Genomic DNA, 16,945 nt, shown 5'->3' on the forward strand with positions numbered 1-16,945 from the left:
TCATTATTCCAGATCGTTAGGAGTGCAAAGATGAAAAACACAATCAAAATCCTTACAACATTGATCGCGATGAACTTCCTAGCAGCGTGTGCGACAACTCCTGAAAACCATGCAGCTCAAGAAACTGCAGTGGTGTGGGAAGTGTCCGAGACACCTTTTTTGCGCGCGGTGAAAAAGAACATGAGCGGCGAAAAATCGCAGGACGTCACATCGCAATCCCCAATGAAAAACAAAGAGACCAAGACTCGTTAGTCTTTGTCTCAAAATAAGACGTCGGATTTATCAAAATTCAGGCGAAAAAAAAGCGGGTTTTAGAACCCGCTTTTTTATTTTTATTGACCGTCGTATTTGGCTTTGATCGTTTGCGACTGCGCATCTTCGATCAGGGCATCGCGCACTGATTTATTTTGCGGCGTATAGATCACGACATCTGAAGTGCCATAACCCTTTTTAAGGCGCACAGTAGTTTCAGAGTGACCCGCAAGCTCAATAGCCTCTGGTATTTCCGTTACGGCCTGTCCCAGCTCGCTTAAAGAGATTTTGGACCAGGACTTCTCGTTACCCAAATAATCGTCATACTCCACAGAACTATAATCGTTGTGAGAAGTAGAGACCTTGATATTCAATTCACCCGTCGGAGCTACCGCCAATAGGGACGTATCCGCCGTAATGATCGCCAAAGTCGAGTTATCAAAAGTATCCATTGGAAGTGCATCAATCAAAGCCGGGCCGTAATTTTCCACAACAGGTTTACCGGCTGTCACGGATTCCTCGTAAGACTTACGAATTGCTCGTGCCTGGTTCGCATCCAAAAGCATACTTACGAATTTTTCAACCGGGTAGCCGGGCAAGTCAGAGCCCACCGTACCAGACAATTCCTGATCGGCAATACCATCGCCATCAGAGTCGATTTGCACATTCACTTCGCAGCGGTTCCAAGTCGTCATGCCTTCGTAAAGTTTCAAAGCGACTTGCAGGTAACGTTTGCCATCCGCAGAAATTACACGGTAGCCCGCAGATTGCAGGTCGCAGTTTTTGTTGTGAGCTAAGTCTGGTTTTGGATCCAGCTTGCGAGCGTCTTTACCAAGTAAAGTAAAGACATACGCACTTCCTTTGTTGGCGCTCTTATTGACAAGTTTCAAATCAGCGGCACTGCCAGCGGCATCTTCTTTTGAAGAAGAAAGCACTGTCAAAGACTTCGCTTCAATTCTTGAAATCTGCCGAGCCACTACTAAAGCAGGCAGTTGCAGTACAGTTTTTTCACCTTCAGAGAAATCCAGAAAGCCATCCAGCTCATCGTTAGCAGATTTCATCAGTGAGCCGACAACCTTTGCCGTGACCGCAACTGTTTTTGTCTGGCCCGGTTCAAGAGTCACGGATGGTACTGAAACCTGAAGAGCCTCAGACCCCTTCCATTTCGGATTCAAAGTCACCGTGTCCGTCGAGATATTTTTCAGCGTCACATTCATGGAAAGTGTTTTTGAATTTTCAATATCTGTTAAACCAAAAGACAATGTCGAAGGCGAGCTTGTGACTTGCGCTTTCAGGCTTTCAGCGACTTGCACGCGACCCGCACCCTGGCGGCTCACTGGATATGTTTTTTGATCTTTATCTGCGATCACTTTGCCGTGACCCAAAAGCACGGATTTTAATTCTGGAACAGAAAGCGTTGGGAATTTTTGTTTTAAAAGTCCCATCACGCCAGCGATATGAGGCCCTGCCATCGAGGTCCCCGACATGCTCGCACCTTTGTCACCTGTTCCACGGGCAGCAGAAATGATGTTTGTCCCTGGTGCTGCAATTTCGGGCTTGATCATGCCGTCTTCTGAACGGGGACCGCGTGAAGAGAAAGGAGAAATCGTATCGGCCATCCAAGGTTTTTCAACTTTGGTTGGAGATTTCAAGTTCGCTGTGACTGTACCTTGCGCTAAAAGCGCTTTGATCTTTTGACCTGCATCCTGCTTAATCATCACAGCCGGAATTTCGAATTTGATATCGCCGGCCATGACATTCGTGTCGCCAGGAGCATTATTGGCAACAACCACACCGATGGCGCCAGCATCCTGGGCGCGTTTGATTTTATCCGAAAAGGAAACCACACCGCGATCGATTAAAGCGATTTTACCCCTAATCAGAGCTGCTTGTTCTGCATCAAAGTCCTTATCAGCGAGTCCCACAAAGATTAATTCAGCTTTAGCTTCAGAAATCTCTTCCAGACGTTTTGAAGACTGGGCCTCGGTGTATTCTGCCAAAATCTTTTGATCGCCCGCAGAGAATTCCGCACCCGGAGCAGATACGTTGTGGGTCATGTTATCAATGCTTGAAGCAACGGAAATGGCATCATCAGAAATACCTGGAGCACCCACGATAAAAGCGGCATCACCCGAGTTACCACCAGAAGCGACAACCACGGTCCCACCGCGAACCAGATTTTTGATCGCATGATTGTACATGATGTGGGGGTTGCCGTAATTAGAACCCAAAGACAGATTCACAACATCAAGCTGCTTATCAAAACTTAAATCACCTGTTGGATCAGCAGCATATTCCAAAGCGGCAATAACCACTTCGTCACTTGTGCCACCTTTAGCACCAAAGACTTTAATCGCATAAAGATCTGCATCTGGCGCGACACCATCATAAGTGTTTACGCCATCACCCGTGCCGGCAACAGTGCCTGCCACGTGGGTGCCGTGAGTTGCTTCATCCAACGGATTTGCATCTGGTACAGGAATGCGCGCTTTCAAATTTGGCGAGCTTGGTGAGTATTCAGTCCCGACCAAGTCAATGCCTCCAACGACTTTGCTGTTAGGGAAGGCTGACGTCGTTGAAGAAGGATTGATAGCTTTGTAAGCCTCAGGGGAGCCGATACCGCCCAGCATTTTATGGGTGTAGTCGATACCCGTATCGATCACCCCGATACGCATGCCTTGGCCACGGATGTTTTCTGCATAAGCCGCCTCAGCACCAATAAACTTCACCGAGGTTTTGTCGCCAACCATGCCTGTCTTGTTGTATTCCTCTTCCTCGTCATTCAGACGAGAGAATTGGCCTGGTTTTTCGGACATGGTGACATTAGGAATGTTTTTGATATTTTTAATGGCGTCCGCGGGTGCCCACACCACCAGACCATTTAGAACCAGGCGGTAACGAATCAAGACGCGAATGTCTTTAGAGATTTTCGCCAGGTCTGCAACGGTTTGCTCTTGTTCAGCCGCGATAGCTTCAACCTGTTGGGCGTTGATTTGTGGTTTACCATCTTTCATTTTCGCCGTTTCTAAAAGAGCGGGCGTTGAAAGTTTAATGATGAAGATCTCGGGTTCTTCCACTGTAGGACGAGTGCTGTAAAGACCGTCTAAAAGAGCTGATTTAAAGATCGGTGCATCGGGCTGAGAGGGGCCGCAACCCCCTAAAACCAGAAGTGAAATGAGGAGAGTTGAAAAATATTTCTGCTGTGTATTTAAGTTCATCATCTTCAAATCTCCCAACAAACGTTCAAGTGCCATTAAGACACCGCTATCCAAAGAAATAGTATTTCCGTTCTGGGTTAATCCAATAATCGTGCCGGGTTTTTTGACCCTGGTTCGGGGAGATAAGAGGGTTTGAACCCGCGATCCGCGTCTGCCTTGGTCTCATCGTTCCGGGCCTGCCTCTGCGCGACACGCCGTCGTGGCTCAGCCGTGGCCCGCCTGCGGCGGGTGCGCGCCATCCAGGCGCCCACGGAGGTCGCTTCGTGGTAGGCCCGGCCCGCTGTGCCCAAGTCAGCCGCGGACCGCGGGTTCAAACTTCTTCGTTCGTTTGGGGCATCTCGGGGATTCCTCGTTGATTGATTCGTTCGGGAATAATTTCTCGTTAGGGGCTTGTTGGCGCGGAAGTATTGTTTTTGGTTTGGAGTTGATGGTGTGGTGGAGATCAAAAATAAAAAGCCCCGGGGTGCCGGGGCTTTTTATTTGATTGGTTTTTTTTAGAAGTGGTGTTTTTTGGTCGCCACTTTTTTTGGTTTTAGCTTTTGGTTATTTCCATGGGCATTCTAGGGTTTGTTGGCCCTCTACCAAGGTGATGTTGTCGTCTTGGTTGTAGGCTGCTAGGTCGCCTTTGGATGTGAATACTACGCCGTAGGGGTTGTCGCCTGGGTAGGATTTGGCTTCGTAAAAGATGGCGCCTGTGGTTTTAGAGGTCATTGTTACGAAGTAAAGGTCGTTGTGTCTTTGGTCGCCTGTTGTGAATAGAGTTTTGATTTCTTGGAACGTTAGAGGCTCTGTTGTGTATTCTACTTGGATCAAGTGGGCGTTGATCATTCTTACTTGTTCAGCTGTAAGGCTTGTCGCTTTGTTTACGTAGATGAAGGTTTCAGAGAAAGCTTTTTCGTAGGCTTCTGGATCGTCGGAAGTTTGTAGAGCGCATAGTTCCATTTTTTTGGAGAAGTCTGCGGCTGCGAAGGCGTTTGTTGAAATCAGCAATGCTAGGGAGAGGATCATTGTTTTCATGGTTATTCCTTTTTTGAATGGGTAAGGAATTATCCTGAAGAACGCTCATAGAGTAGTGAATTAACTTAAAGTTAATATGCGTTTTAAGCATATAACTTAAAAAATCTACTCTACATTTTTGAAATAATAGGAGCCTAAAATTTTACTGAGGGTGCCCGTGCGGGTTATTTTTGCGATGGCTTTGTTCACATCTTCCAGTTTCATTTTTGATTTTTTGGAAACTGCACATTTTGTCATCACCTCATCCATGGCCAGATCCACGGAGCGGAGCGGGGGATAGAGGTTGTTGTAGTAAGCAAATTCCAGGTTCGACATCACGATGTAGTTGATGCGACCTTTCAGAAGCTTTTTGATATTGGAGATGTTGTTCGGGCCGTCTTCACGTTTGAGCGAACCCGCTTCAAAGGCGTCTTCAAGACCGGTGTAGATGAAATTTAAAACGACTCCAACTTGTTCTCCATAGATGTCTTTGATGGAAGTGATGGGTTGTTCTTTTAAATAAACCAGAACATTGGCGCTGCGATAAAGTTTGTTGGACCACCAAACGTCATTTTTGATGGCGGGCTGCCACACTTCAGAAAGATGGCACAGGATATCGATTTTTCCCGAAGTCAAACTGGGTGCCACTCTTCTTTTAGGAACCAGATACCACTTAAGTTCTAGATCCATTTCTTTAGCCAGGGCCTCCCCCAGATCTTTCAGAATGCCACCGATTAAAACCGGTACGCCACTTTCTTCTTTAATCTTCACTAGCGGCATCGCATAGTCCATGTTGACCCCAAATACGATCTCACTCTTACCTTTACCAAAGGCAGAACTCGCCAGGAGAGCTGAAAGTATGAGGACAAACAATTGTTTCATTACTACAGCATAGCGGAAGGCAGCTGTATGTCATATAGTTTTCCAGCAATAGTTTAAAATTTGTGAGTCTACTCAACTTCAAATATTTCGCCGTTCCCTATCGCGAAAATTCTTTTGTTTATGCCAGGTTTCACAGCATAACCGCCGGTCATACTGCCAAAGGCGGGGATGGTGAGGGCTCTTTTCTCCAGGACAAAACACGGAAGTTTTAGACGCAAAGCTCCTTGGTGGATGTTCACAATCGGATGAGTGTGACCCTGGATTTGAAAAAGATCGGTGCTGGGGTTCTTGTGTCCGTGTGTCATGAGGAAGGGACCGATCTGCAATTCCTCCTCGACAAAGTGAAATGGCATATTTCTAAGGATGTCATGGGATCCCGTTTCGTGATTGCCCAAAAGCAAAGTCCATTCGACCGTCTTGTGAGCCGCAAAAAAACTGTGCAGGTCTCTGACCACAATCTCGCTTAAAGAATATTTGTTGTGGATCCAATCACCCAGGATCATCACCCTGTGCACGGCATATTGGTGGATCAGGTGATTTAAAGTATCAAGGTCTGCCAGATGACCGCCCGAGGGCATGGGGACACCGGCAAATTGATAGCTTTCAGCTTTCCCTAAATGCAGGTCTGATAAACCCAAAAGATTTTCCTGACGCCACAGAAATGCTTTTTCAGGCAATAGTTCAATGCTTTGTTGGGCTGCTTGAATGATCATTTTTCTTTTCCCAACTTTTTTTAAGTCGTGCGATCTTCATTTCCAGACTTTCATTCGATAAATTTCCGATGGCGATATTTTCAACAACCAAAGGAAACGCCAGGGGAGAGGGGGATTCAAGCTCGATCCACACGGTTTTCATTTTACTCATTCGCTGCAAAGTGCGACGAATGCGCCCGCTTTCCAAAGAATTCGCCAAGACCTCATCAAAGCTCTGACGAATCAAAAGATTATTAGGTTCATGCTTTTTAAAAACATCGTAAAGGAGCGAAGCGCTGACCTGCATCTGACGACCTGTTTTGGGAGAGCCGGGATATCCCACGAACACCAGCCCTGCAATTTGTGCGATCTCTTTGAATTGGCGCTGGCTTAGTTGGCCAATCTGCAAGGACTGGCCAATCTCATCTACCAGGCCGTGATCCGAAAAGAAATCATCATCAAACAAACCTTCAAAGTCATAATCAACAGGTCCCATGATTTCAAAACCATAGTCGTTCAGTGCAAACGAAAATGTCGTCGGGGAGCGCTGGGCAAAACGATAGCCCCATAGCTGCGCCATACCCTCGTGAACCGAGCGGCCTTCAAAGGGATAAACGAAAATATGCGTGCCTTGTTTGGAGGTCCACTTTTCGATCAACAGAGTATCAGGCGAAGGTAATACCGACATTTCACTCTGCGTTCCCAAAAGGGGCTTCAAAAATCTATCCAGGCCGGGATGCTTTTCTGTCAGGACCTCACGAAAAGCATTTCCCAAGGTTTCGGAAATTGGGAAGCGTCCGCCATCCCATGAGGGGACGTTATTAGTGGGAGCTCGACTGGCTTTCACATAAGCGGTCATATCTTTTAATAGAACGAATTCCAATTTCTTACCGGCAAATTGAAACACATCCCCTTTTTTAAGTTTGGAGATAAAGTTCTCCTCGACAGAACCAATGCGCGAGCGGTTGGTGTAAGACACTTGCACCGATTGTCTGGAAACGATCGTCCCAATACTCATGCGGTGGAGTTTTTCAATGCGGGGATCGGCTGGGCGGTATTTTCCGGTTTCGTCATCCATAACCAATTTATGGAACTGCGGATAAGACTGCAAAGTTTCCCCGCCCTGGGTCAGAAAACGACGGCACCAATTTAATTCTTCCTGCGTGATCTCTGAAAAAGAAAACGTTTCTTTTAAAGAAAGCCACAACTCATCCATTCTTAAACCCGGACCGCAGGCCAAGGTCATCATATGCTGAAGTAAAACATCGATGGGTTTTTTTAACGGCCGACGCGCTTCAATGTGTTTGTCGCCCAGGGCCTTCTTGACAGCTTCAAGTTCTAAAATCTCCCAGGAATTTGTCGGCACAAATAACAATCTGCTTTTCCCGCCAGGACGGTGAGCAGACCGTCCCGCTCTCTGGATCATACGTGCCACCATTTTTGGTGAACCAATCTGAACCACGCGCTCCACAGGTTGAAAGTCGACACCCAAATCCAAAGACGAAGTACAGACAACCCATTTCAGGTCTCCATTTTTAACGCCCTCTTCCACCAGCTCCCGTTCTTCTCTTTCAAGAGAGCTATGATGAAGTGCCATGAAAGGTTCCATATCAGGTTTTGCAGCAAGCAAAGCCTCAAACCATCTTTCCGCTTGCGAGCGCGTGTTCGTGAATATCAAAGTCGAGACTTCCGGATCTAAAAGTTCAAGGAGTGAATCTTTTAATGCAAAACCCAAATGCCCTGCCCAGGGAAAGCGATCGACTTTTTCTGGCAGGAGACATTCTAGATCAAGCTTCCGGTCGGAACTTCCAGAAATAATAGTGGGCTCCACTGCGCGACCTACGGCGACTTTCGCCGCCTCATCTAAATTTCCAATGGAAGCAGAGAGCGCCCAAGTCTGTAATTCTGGATTTATCGAGCGTAAGTAAGACAAAGAAAGTTCGCAAAGACTTCCCCGTTTACTGGCCATCAACTCATGCCATTCATCCAAGATCACAACCTGCAGATTCTTAAAAAAATCTTCTGCTTCAGGTTGCGAGATCATTACCGCCAAGGATTCCGGGGTTGTCAGCATCAAGTCAGGGGGATTCGTCAGTTGTTTTTTCTTTTGCGCATATCCTGTGTCGCCTGTACGAGATACTACTTTGATGGGCCACTTCATCGCTTCAATAGGTTCTAGGATTGCAGCTTCTATATCTCGAGTTAAAGCGCGCAGGGGAGTTAAATACAACGCTTTAAGTCCCGGGCGAGGTTCCGCCAGCATTTTTGCCAAGGGCCCCATGATCGCCGCATAGGTTTTTCCCGAGCCCGTCGGTATATGCAGCAGGCCCGATTCTCCTTTAAGATAAGCCTTCCAGGATTGCTCCTGAAATGGAAAGGGCTTCCATTTCTTAGTCGCGAAGAATTCATGAATGGGTTTTAATTCATCATTCGCCATTGACGGCCTTTAATAATTCTTGAGCAGAGTTTAGGGTGTCAGCATCATCGACTTTTTTATCTTTTCTCCAGCGCAGGATTCTGGGGAAGCGCACGGCAATTCCTGATTTATGGCGGGAGGAAGCGCCGATACCTTCAAAACCGATTTCAAAGACGTGGGCCGCTTCAACGGAGCGGACCGGCCCAAACTTTTCTTTGGTGTGACGGCGTATCCAGGCATCCAGTTCTTCGATTTCTTGCTGATTTAAGCCCGAGTAAGCTTTCGCAAATGGAATCAATTCATGATTTTCATTCCACAGCGCAAAAGTGTAATCTGTATACAGATTCGAGCGCCTTCCTGTTCCAGATTGCGCATAAAGTAAAACGGCATCCAGAGTTAAAGGATCCACTTTGAATTTCCACCAGTTCCCGATTTTTCTACCGACGGAATAAATTCCAGCCCACCATTTGATCATCAGGCCTTCGGCATCTTTTTCCCGAGCTTGCAGGCGAAGTTCATTGAGCTCCTGCAAAGACTGAACTGTCACGACCGGGGAGAGTTGCACTTGAGGGCTTTTGATTTTACTTAAAACCTTGGCAAGATGTTGTTTTCTTTCACGCAAAGTTTCCTGGCGGATGTCCCTTCCATTGTTTTCAAGACAATCATAGGCCATAAAGCCCGCTGGGAATTCCTTAAGCATTTGGGCCGAAACTTTTTTCCGTCCCAGGCGTCTTTGCAAAGCTTGAAAGGAGGAAATTTTCTCGTCTTTAAAAATCAGAATTTCGCCATCAATCACGGAGCCTTCAGGAAGGTGACTGAATATTTCTGCAAGCTCTGGAAAAGTCGCCGTGATGTCCTCTTCACCTCGAGACCAGATCCAAGTTTGACTTTCGCGCCGAATGACTTGAGCGCGGATACCGTCGTATTTCCATTCCAAACACCATTCTTCCGGATCAAAACTTTGATCCGCACGCTCACTCCAAGGGTGAGCTAGACAAAAAGGATAAGGTTGACTATAGGTCGCGGCCGTCACCTCTTGGGTCACGATTTTTTCAAAGGCTTCTTCACCCGTTTCCAGATTTCCGGTCAAACGATGGGCAATCTGATCTGTCGGGACATCATACACTTCTGAAAGGGCTCGGATCACTAGTTTATCACTGACGCCCACCCGGAAGGCGCCGGTGATCAGTTTATTCAGAATATAAACTTCCTGTGTGGTAAGCTTACTCCACAGCTTTAACAGCTGATCGGCTTGCTCGACCTCGTCTTTGATACTTGCAAGCTTGGGGATTTCCGTTTCCATCCACTCGGTGAGACTTTTGTTTTGTTTTCCAGAAGTTTCACGGCATAAATTCAATGAATGTGCGAGGAGGCTTAAGGTTTCAGCCGTATCGCCGACGTGATCGCGGCTTTCATCATAAAGCCATTCCGGATAGTGGGTGCTCGCCAAAAATAAACTGCTTAAGGTCCGCGAGGTGATGGTCCTGCGAGAAAGCTTTCCCGTCAACAGAATGAGCGTCCACATGGAATCTTCCGCATTCGTTTTTTCAAAGTATTTTTTAAGAGCGTCGACTTTTTCGTTGGTGGAAGTGGTCGAATCCAGCTCCTCGTAAAGCTTCGCAAAATCCTTCACGAAGCCTCCTCTTCGGCTTCGTATTCGGTGTGGAAAAGTTTTACTTCTTTCCCTTGTTCCTGCAGATACTTTTGTAAAACGTCGGTTCGGCCGTGGGTCAGGTAAACTGTGGATGCTTGGGTTTCATTAATGGTTTGATTCAGCTCATTCCAATCGGCATGATCTGACAAAGCAAAGCCGCGTTCGTAACCTTTGCGACGGCGAGTTCCCCGAACTAGCATCCATCCAGAAGCAAATGCTGTTTGCGGATCTTTAAAGCGCTTCATCCAAGGTGATCTATGTGCAGATGGTGGGGCAAGGATTAAGTCACCTTTAAACCCATATCCTTTTTCATGGTCTTGCACTAACGAGGTGGGAAGCATTTTTATTCCCGCATCCCGATAAACTTGCGTCAGCGTTTCCACCGCACCATGAATGTAAATCGTTCGGTCGGTCAGGCGACTGAGTTCTGCAAGAATTCGTTGGGCTTTTCCCAAGGCATAGCAAAAAAGCAAACTGGGTCTTTCTTGATCTGATTGCCACCACTCGTATATCTTTGCAGCTGTAACTTCCCCCGGATCCCATTTATAAACAGGCAGGGCGAAGGTGGCCTCAGAAATAAATGTGTCACAGGGAATCACTTCAAAGGGATCACAAGAAGGATCCGGAGTGCGTTTGTAATCCCCCGAGGCGACCCAGACTTTCCCTTGATGTTCGATTCGCACTTGAGAAGATCCCAAAATATGTCCTGCTGGGTGAAAGCTCACCCACGTGTCGCCCATTTTAAATTTCTCGCCCGCCTCATAAGTTTTTAAAGGCAGATCAGCCCCTAAACGTAAATTCAGCAGGGGAGCACATTTTATGTTGGCGTGATATTCACCAGAACCCCAACGGGCATGATCAGAATGAGCGTGAGTGATAAGTGCTCTTTTCACCGGGCGCCAAGGGTCAATGAAAAAGTCTCCCTTTTCGCAATACAAACCTTCACTGGTAGCTCGGACGAGCTCGGAGGACTTCGTCTTCATCTCGTCAATATACTTTAAATACGTTCGAATTTCCGTATGTGTAATAACAAGCCAGCGGTTTTCACTCTCGACAATAATTTCCTGTCATTTAGTTTAAAGACTCATGCGGAGGTGAGTATGTGGGCTTTGCAGAATCCGTGGTGGGAATACATTGTTCGAGCTGTTTTAATATACGCAGCAGTCTTTATATTGTTGCGCTTCATGGGAAAAAAGCAGATCGGCGAAATGAGTCCTTTTGATCTGGTCTTACTTTTAATCATCAGTGAATCTGTGAGCGCCGCAATTACCGGGGGAGATAATTCTCTGACCGCGGGACTGATCTGTGTGACGACCTTTGTGGTGGGTAATTATTCTTTAGATATCCTTGGATTCAAATCAAAGAAAGTCGAGCGAATTTTAGAAGGCAAGGCGCAAAAGATTATTGAAAAAGGTGTGCTTGATTTAGAACTTTGCAAAAAAGAATATATCACTCTGGATGAAATTGCTTCATCACTCCGGGAACATGGAGTGAAAGACATTCGAGATGTGGATTTTGCGGTGCTTGAAACCAACGGCAAAATCACCGTCGTTAAGCAGCCCTCTGCCGAGTAGCTGCTTAACGAGTGAAACTAAATTCTAATGCATTTTGATTACGACTTTACGGTACTCGTCTTTTTTATCGTTGAAGTTCTTATAGGCGTCTGGTCCCTGCGTGATATCGATTCGATGACTGATAATCTCGGATGGATCGATTTTTCCTTCAAGGATCATATCAAGTAACGGCTTCATATATCTTTGGGTATGAGTCTGACCCATATTGAAGTGCAAACCTTTGGCAAAGGCCGCTCCAAATGGAATTTTATCTAAGAACCCGCCATACACGCCCGGAATCGAAACGGTTCCGGCCTTACGGCAAGCTTGAATTGCTTGACGAAGAACGTTCGGACGATCCGTCGCCAACATCACTGACATTTTCGCGTAGTCTAAGATTTCCATAGCAGAGTGGCCATGGGCTTCCAATCCCACCGCATCAATACAGGAATCAGGACCGACACCGCCTGTAAGATATTTGATTTCATCAAGCACGGTATTTTCATCTTCATCAAAATTAATGGTCTCGGCTCCCGCTTTGCGGGCCAGCTCCAAACGACTTTCATAGTGGTCGATGACGATAACTCGCTCTGCGCCCAGCAGGAAAGCGCTGCGAGCAGTCAGTTGTCCCACGGGACCCGCCCCCCAAACGCAAACGGTGTCGCCTTTTTTGATATTCGCGTTGACGGCCGCCATGTAGCCCGTTGGAAAAATATCGCTTAAGAACAATACTTTCTCATCCGGAATATCATTCGGTACAACGATTGAATTTGTCTCGGCGTAAGTCACGCGCAAATATTCCGCCTGACCGCCAGCGTATCCGCCATAGAGGTGAGAGTAGCCGTAAAGTCCCGCAGCACTCGTGCCATAAAGGGCTTCGGCCATATAAGCGTTTGGATTTGAATTGTCGCAGACGGAATACTCTTCACGTTCACAGTGATAGCATTTGCCACAGCCCATATCAAAAGCGACTACGATTTTGTCTCCGACTTTTAATTTTTTAACGTTGGGACCGACCTCAACGATCTCTCCCATGTTTTCGTGTCCCAGAATGTCGCCTTTTTTCATTGTTGGAATCACGCCATTGTACAGATGCAGGTCCGAACCGCAAATAGCAGCAGTTGTAATTTTAATGATCACGTCATCCGGAGCCAGAATTTTTGGCTCGCGCACATTTTTGACTTGAACGTCGTGTTTGCCTTCCCAAGTAAGTGCTCTCATCGTTTATTCCTTTATTAATGTTTAAGTTGTGGAAGATCTTCTTTGCGGCCGCTCGGTTGGCCCAAAGTGGTTGGAACACTTCCTGTTTCGCAGAAAGCTTTGATGCGACTTAGAATTCTTCTGGAAATCGTCTCGGCATCTTTCCCAACGACTTTTTCAAAGGCAGCAGCTATTTTTGCAGCTTTATTATCATAGATGACAGTCATGCGCGCTACGGTGCCTCGGTTTGCTGGGGCGCCTTCAAGTTCAATTGCTACCGAATAGTCGAAGCCCATACTGTCTTCAGAGCGCCACAAAAGGGCGGGACTGCTGGGATCGAACTCACTTTGCATCACGAAATCAAATGCTTCCGGCGATTCCTCATTGGCTTCATAAAACCATCTGTTTTTATTCTCTGAAATAACTTCGGTTTTCGTGAGGTTATGAAAAAAATAAGGAAGATTTCCTGGCGTTTTCAAAAGTTGAAAAACTTCATCAGGAGATTTTTTATAAATTGTATTGCTGACAGGAAGTTTTTTTTCTTCATGTTGAGTTCTCATGTTTTCAACGACTTGGCTTTTAGATTTATGTTGGAGTTTTCGGGGATGCTCGGAAGAAACTGTTGGACACATAGGAAATCCTTTCCGCTGGTTTTAGATAACGAAGTTGATCCTAAAAGCGGAATGGATAATGGTAAAATAAAAATCCGAGTCCAGTGTGGGTAAGCAAGAGTGAGTTTCACAGCGGAGGTGAATCTAAGTCCGCCGTAACGAATTTACTGTTGAATTGGTTGAAACTATTTGCGAATCACAGACCAACGAGTGGAGTCAGCCAGGGAGCCGGCAAGCTTGATTTTCGAAGACCCCGTATCGACATTGATGATGATCTGAGTATTTGAGACTGCTTCGATCTGTGTCAGGCGAAGCGTCTTGGGATTCTTGTGAATAGAGGCTTCAATTGCGTCCGCAACAACTTCCCAGCGAATGAAGGGCTCAAAGCTGTGACCTTGATTGGTGCTTTTGTAAGAACCTACAAACCACTGACCTTTCGGGTGAATGTAAACGGGGTAGTTTTGATTTCCAAATTGCGGAATTTGTTTCCACGTTAAACCATCTTCCGTCGTGTAAATGCCCTCGGCCGAAACAATTCCACGTACAGAAGATTTACTTTCAAAAGCGATCGAATAGATTTCCCGCTTCATCAGTTGTTCGGTGGTGATGGTATTTTTATCTGCCACTTGAGCAGTTTCGTGGGGAACGAAATTGCGTTTCCACCAAACCTCCCCATGACCGTCGATTTTACTCAGTGCCCACACATTGGCTTCAGGTTTTGTGATCTCTACACGGGAAAGTAATTGCGGGCCTCCGGGAGTTGCGCGTGTAACAACTCCGCGAGTGCCACTGGTGATGTAACCTAAAGCACGCTGGATAGGAATCTGCGCACGTTGTGCTGTGACCAGATACTCGCCATTTCTGTGCGTGATGGGAATCCATTTGTTATCAACGAAAGCCAGGTTGGAAAAATCAGCGCGGGAGGCGAAGTGATTTACGTCCACAAAACCTGTCATGCCGTTAAAGGTAATTTTCATAAAACCTTTTTCAAAACCCGCAGGCTGCACGCGACTTAAACGGGGAACTGTGGTGATAACACCTGAAAGACTTGTGGGTTCTTTGCGCAAGTAGGTATCCATGATGTTGACGAAAACACCGGTGTCGTCATGACGATTTTTAAGCATCGACAGAGGAACCCAGCCAATCACTTGCTCGCGATAAGTTTTCACGCGCGCCCAGTAATCATCCGTTTCTAAAATCTCAACTGTGGCGCCGGGACTTAGAACTTTGATGGTGCCAGAGTCATTGCGATTTAACGATTGCAGTTGGCAGGCGGAGTTCGTGTCCACCAAGCGTGCGACATGGATGTCTTTTAAGATTTGTTTCGCATCAAGTTCCCACTCGCGACGGTCCCAGCGGACACGGTAAGTGCTTTCGATCTGCGTCGAAATAAGCTTTGTTTCCAGGGCAGTTCGACTCGCCTGGCCAGAGGCGAAGGAGCTTTCTTTTGTACGGTAAAAAGAGATGGCCGCACTGGCATCCGTGGCTAAAGCCGCATTTGCAGAGGGAACTGCTAAAAAAATAGGAAGAACGGCCCAAATTATCGAATGCATATAGCTATTCTGCGGTCCTCGGTACGCCGCTCTCAAGACCAGAACTTTTGACCCCCGGCCTAAAGTAAAGTACCTAATTTACGTTGGAACTGTTGAAAATGGCCCATCTGACTTCGTTGCAGCTGGACCCTTTTGAACAGTTCTGTTTTACGAAGTTATAACACGGAGTGGTATATGGATATCAAATTGATCGGTATTGTGGGCGCGGGACAAATGGGGAACGGGATTGCTCAAGTGGCAGCAAACTTTGGTTTCAATGTCGTCATGATGGACGTCAGTGGCGCTTCTCTTGAAAAAGGTATGGCAACAATTTCTGGCAGCTGTGATCGCTTGATCAAAAAAGCGACGATGACTGAAGCTGACAAAGCAGCTCTTTTGGGTCGTATCAAAACAACTCAAGAAACTGCAGGTCTTAAAGATTGCGACATCGTGATTGAGGCCGCGACAGAAAACATCGATCTTAAACTTAAAATTTTCAAAGACTTGGATGCGACAGTTAAACCAGGAGCTTTGTTGGTTTCTAACACGTCCTCGATCTCTATCACTAAAATCGCAGCGGTGACAAAACGTCCAGAAAAAGTTGCAGGAATGCACTTTATGAATCCGGTTCCATTGATGAAATTGGTGGAAGGTATCCGTGGTTTGCAAACTTCTGATGAGACTTTCAAAACTGTGAAAGCATTGGCAGAGAAAATGGACAAAGTGTTCGTTGAATCTGTTAAAGACATGCCAGGCTTCATCGTAAACCGCATCTTGATGCCAATGATCAACGAAGCTGTTTACACTTTGCACGAAGGCATAGCTTCTGTTGAAAGCATCGACTCCGCAATGAAATTGGGAACAAACCAACCAATGGGTCCTTTGACTTTGGCTGACTTTATCGGTTTGGACACGTGCTTGGCGATCATGAACGTGCTTCATGAAGGTCTAGGCGATTCTAAATACCGTCCATGTCCACTTCTTGTGAAATATGTTGAAGCAGGTTGGATGGGTCGTAAATCAGGTCGTGGTTTCTACGACTACTCTCAGAAATAGGTTTAAGTAGTTATGGCAAGCTTTAATTATAAAACACTTCTTCTTGAGCAAAAAGCGAACGGCGTTTGGGTTCTAACTGTCAATCGTCCTGAGGCTTTGAATGCGTTGAATTCTACAGTCCTGGAAGAGATGGGCGAAGCTCTTCGTCAAATCGGTGAAATGCCGTACGTCGATGCACGTGCCTTGATCATCACAGGCTCTGGCGAAAAAGCTTTTGTCGCGGGCGCTGACATCAAAGAGATCAATGCTTTGGATGAAGAAAAAGGCATGGTCTTCGCGCAACGTGGTCAGTCCATTTTCCACGAACTGACTCTTTTGAAAATCCCGGTGATTGCAGCTGTGAATGGCTTCGCATTGGGTGGTGGCTGTGAGTTGGCATTGGGTTGTGACTTCATTTACGCTGCTGAAAACGCAAAATTCGGTTTGCCAGAAGTAAGCCTTGGTTTGATCCCAGGTTTTGGCGGTACGGTTCGTATGGCTCGCGCCGTCGGTCAACGTAAAGCGCGTGAACTGACGTACACTGGTAACATGATCACAGCAGCAGAAGCTCTGGGTTACGGTCTTGTGAACAAAGTTGTTCCTCAGGCAGAATTGATGGCCACGGTGATGAAAACTGTTGAAGCGATTTTATCCAAAGCGCCCATCGCAGTGGGCATGGCTAAACGTTCTATCAACCAAGCCTGGGACATGGACGTTGAAGAAGCTCAGAAAAACGAAGCTAAAATCTTCGCTGAACTTTTCAACACCGACGACGTTAAAGAAGGCACGGGTGCCTTCATCGAAAAACGTAAAGCAGCATTCAAAGGGCAGTAGTCCATGGGTCTGCACTCCGGCGTTGCCGGAGTAGGTTTCACATTGTCAGCGAGGTGAAACGCCTCGCTGA

At 46.6% G+C, this 16,945-nt stretch carries 14 protein-coding genes; 4 read left to right on the forward strand and 10 right to left on the reverse strand.

What is annotated here, in order from left to right:
- Nucleotides 1-30: 30 nt before the first annotated feature.
- Nucleotides 31-252 (forward strand): hypothetical protein, encoded by a 222-nt coding sequence (locus ACLSU7_RS01585; protein ID WP_413293767.1) that lies wholly within the window; start codon nucleotides 31-33, stop codon nucleotides 250-252.
- Nucleotides 253-332: 80 nt separating this feature from the next.
- On the opposite strand, the gene ACLSU7_RS01590 is transcribed toward ACLSU7_RS01585, so the two are convergent.
- The 7 genes from ACLSU7_RS01590 to ACLSU7_RS01620 form a co-directional block, all read right to left on the reverse strand.
- The gene (locus ACLSU7_RS01590; RefSeq protein ID WP_413293768.1) at nucleotides 333-3,506 is read right to left on the reverse strand and encodes a S8 family serine peptidase; all 3,174 of its coding nucleotides are present in this window, start codon (nucleotides 3,504-3,506) and stop codon (nucleotides 333-335) included.
- 507 nt (nucleotides 3,507-4,013) lie between these two features.
- Nucleotides 4,014-4,487, reverse strand: a complete 474-nt coding sequence (locus tag ACLSU7_RS01595) for a hypothetical protein (RefSeq protein ID WP_413293769.1) — start codon at nucleotides 4,485-4,487, stop codon at nucleotides 4,014-4,016.
- Between the two features lie 105 nt (nucleotides 4,488-4,592).
- Nucleotides 4,593-5,348, reverse strand: coding sequence for a substrate-binding periplasmic protein (locus ACLSU7_RS01600; RefSeq protein ID WP_413293770.1), 756 nt, complete (start codon nucleotides 5,346-5,348; stop codon nucleotides 4,593-4,595).
- 68 nt (nucleotides 5,349-5,416) lie between these two features.
- Complete coding sequence (gene pdeM / locus ACLSU7_RS01605) at nucleotides 5,417-6,061, reverse strand: ligase-associated DNA damage response endonuclease PdeM (RefSeq protein ID WP_413293771.1); 645 nt, start codon at nucleotides 6,059-6,061, stop codon at nucleotides 5,417-5,419.
- Nucleotides 6,030-8,477: a ligase-associated DNA damage response DEXH box helicase gene (locus ACLSU7_RS01610; RefSeq protein WP_413293772.1), complete on the reverse strand. Its 2,448-nt coding sequence runs from the start codon at nucleotides 8,475-8,477 to the stop codon at nucleotides 6,030-6,032. Before ACLSU7_RS01610 ends, pdeM begins: the two co-directional genes overlap by 32 nt.
- Nucleotides 8,467-10,089, reverse strand: coding sequence for an ATP-dependent DNA ligase (locus ACLSU7_RS01615; RefSeq protein ID WP_413293773.1), 1,623 nt, complete (start codon nucleotides 10,087-10,089; stop codon nucleotides 8,467-8,469). The genes ACLSU7_RS01610 and ACLSU7_RS01615 overlap by 11 nt, the downstream gene beginning before the upstream one ends.
- Complete coding sequence (locus tag ACLSU7_RS01620; protein WP_413293774.1) at nucleotides 10,086-11,093, reverse strand: ligase-associated DNA damage response exonuclease; 1,008 nt, start codon at nucleotides 11,091-11,093, stop codon at nucleotides 10,086-10,088. The genes ACLSU7_RS01615 and ACLSU7_RS01620 overlap by 4 nt, the downstream gene beginning before the upstream one ends.
- Nucleotides 11,094-11,210: 117 nt before the next feature.
- Here ACLSU7_RS01620 and ACLSU7_RS01625 point away from each other — a divergent pair, with 117 nt between their 5' ends.
- Nucleotides 11,211-11,684 carry a DUF421 domain-containing protein gene (locus ACLSU7_RS01625; protein WP_413293775.1) on the forward strand — a complete coding sequence of 158 codons (474 nt, stop codon included), beginning with the start codon at nucleotides 11,211-11,213 and terminating at the stop codon, nucleotides 11,682-11,684.
- Between the two features lie 24 nt (nucleotides 11,685-11,708).
- On the opposite strand, the gene ACLSU7_RS01630 is transcribed toward ACLSU7_RS01625, so the two are convergent.
- The 3 genes from ACLSU7_RS01630 to ACLSU7_RS01640 form a co-directional block, all read right to left on the reverse strand.
- The gene (locus ACLSU7_RS01630) at nucleotides 11,709-12,884 is read right to left on the reverse strand and encodes a zinc-dependent alcohol dehydrogenase (RefSeq protein ID WP_413293776.1); all 1,176 of its coding nucleotides are present in this window, start codon (nucleotides 12,882-12,884) and stop codon (nucleotides 11,709-11,711) included.
- A 14-nt stretch (nucleotides 12,885-12,898) separates the two neighbouring features.
- Nucleotides 12,899-13,423 carry a hypothetical protein gene (locus ACLSU7_RS01635; protein ID WP_413293777.1) on the reverse strand — a complete coding sequence of 175 codons (525 nt, stop codon included), beginning with the start codon at nucleotides 13,421-13,423 and terminating at the stop codon, nucleotides 12,899-12,901.
- Nucleotides 13,424-13,659: 236 nt separating this feature from the next.
- Nucleotides 13,660-15,027, reverse strand: coding sequence for a hypothetical protein (locus ACLSU7_RS01640; RefSeq protein WP_413293778.1), 1,368 nt, complete (start codon nucleotides 15,025-15,027; stop codon nucleotides 13,660-13,662).
- Between the two features lie 174 nt (nucleotides 15,028-15,201).
- On the opposite strand from ACLSU7_RS01640, the gene ACLSU7_RS01645 reads away from it, so the two are divergent.
- Both ACLSU7_RS01645 and ACLSU7_RS01650 read left to right on the forward strand, forming a co-directional pair.
- Nucleotides 15,202-16,062: a 3-hydroxybutyryl-CoA dehydrogenase gene (locus ACLSU7_RS01645; protein ID WP_413293779.1), complete on the forward strand. Its 861-nt coding sequence runs from the start codon at nucleotides 15,202-15,204 to the stop codon at nucleotides 16,060-16,062.
- Between the two features lie 12 nt (nucleotides 16,063-16,074).
- Nucleotides 16,075-16,875 (forward strand): enoyl-CoA hydratase/isomerase family protein, encoded by an 801-nt coding sequence (locus ACLSU7_RS01650; RefSeq protein ID WP_413293780.1) that lies wholly within the window; start codon nucleotides 16,075-16,077, stop codon nucleotides 16,873-16,875.
- Nucleotides 16,876-16,945 lie beyond the last annotated feature (70 nt).

The sequence above is a fragment of the Bdellovibrio sp. HCB185ZH genome (genome assembly GCF_047302455.1).
Taxonomy (GTDB): domain Bacteria; phylum Bdellovibrionota; class Bdellovibrionia; order Bdellovibrionales; family Bdellovibrionaceae; genus Bdellovibrio.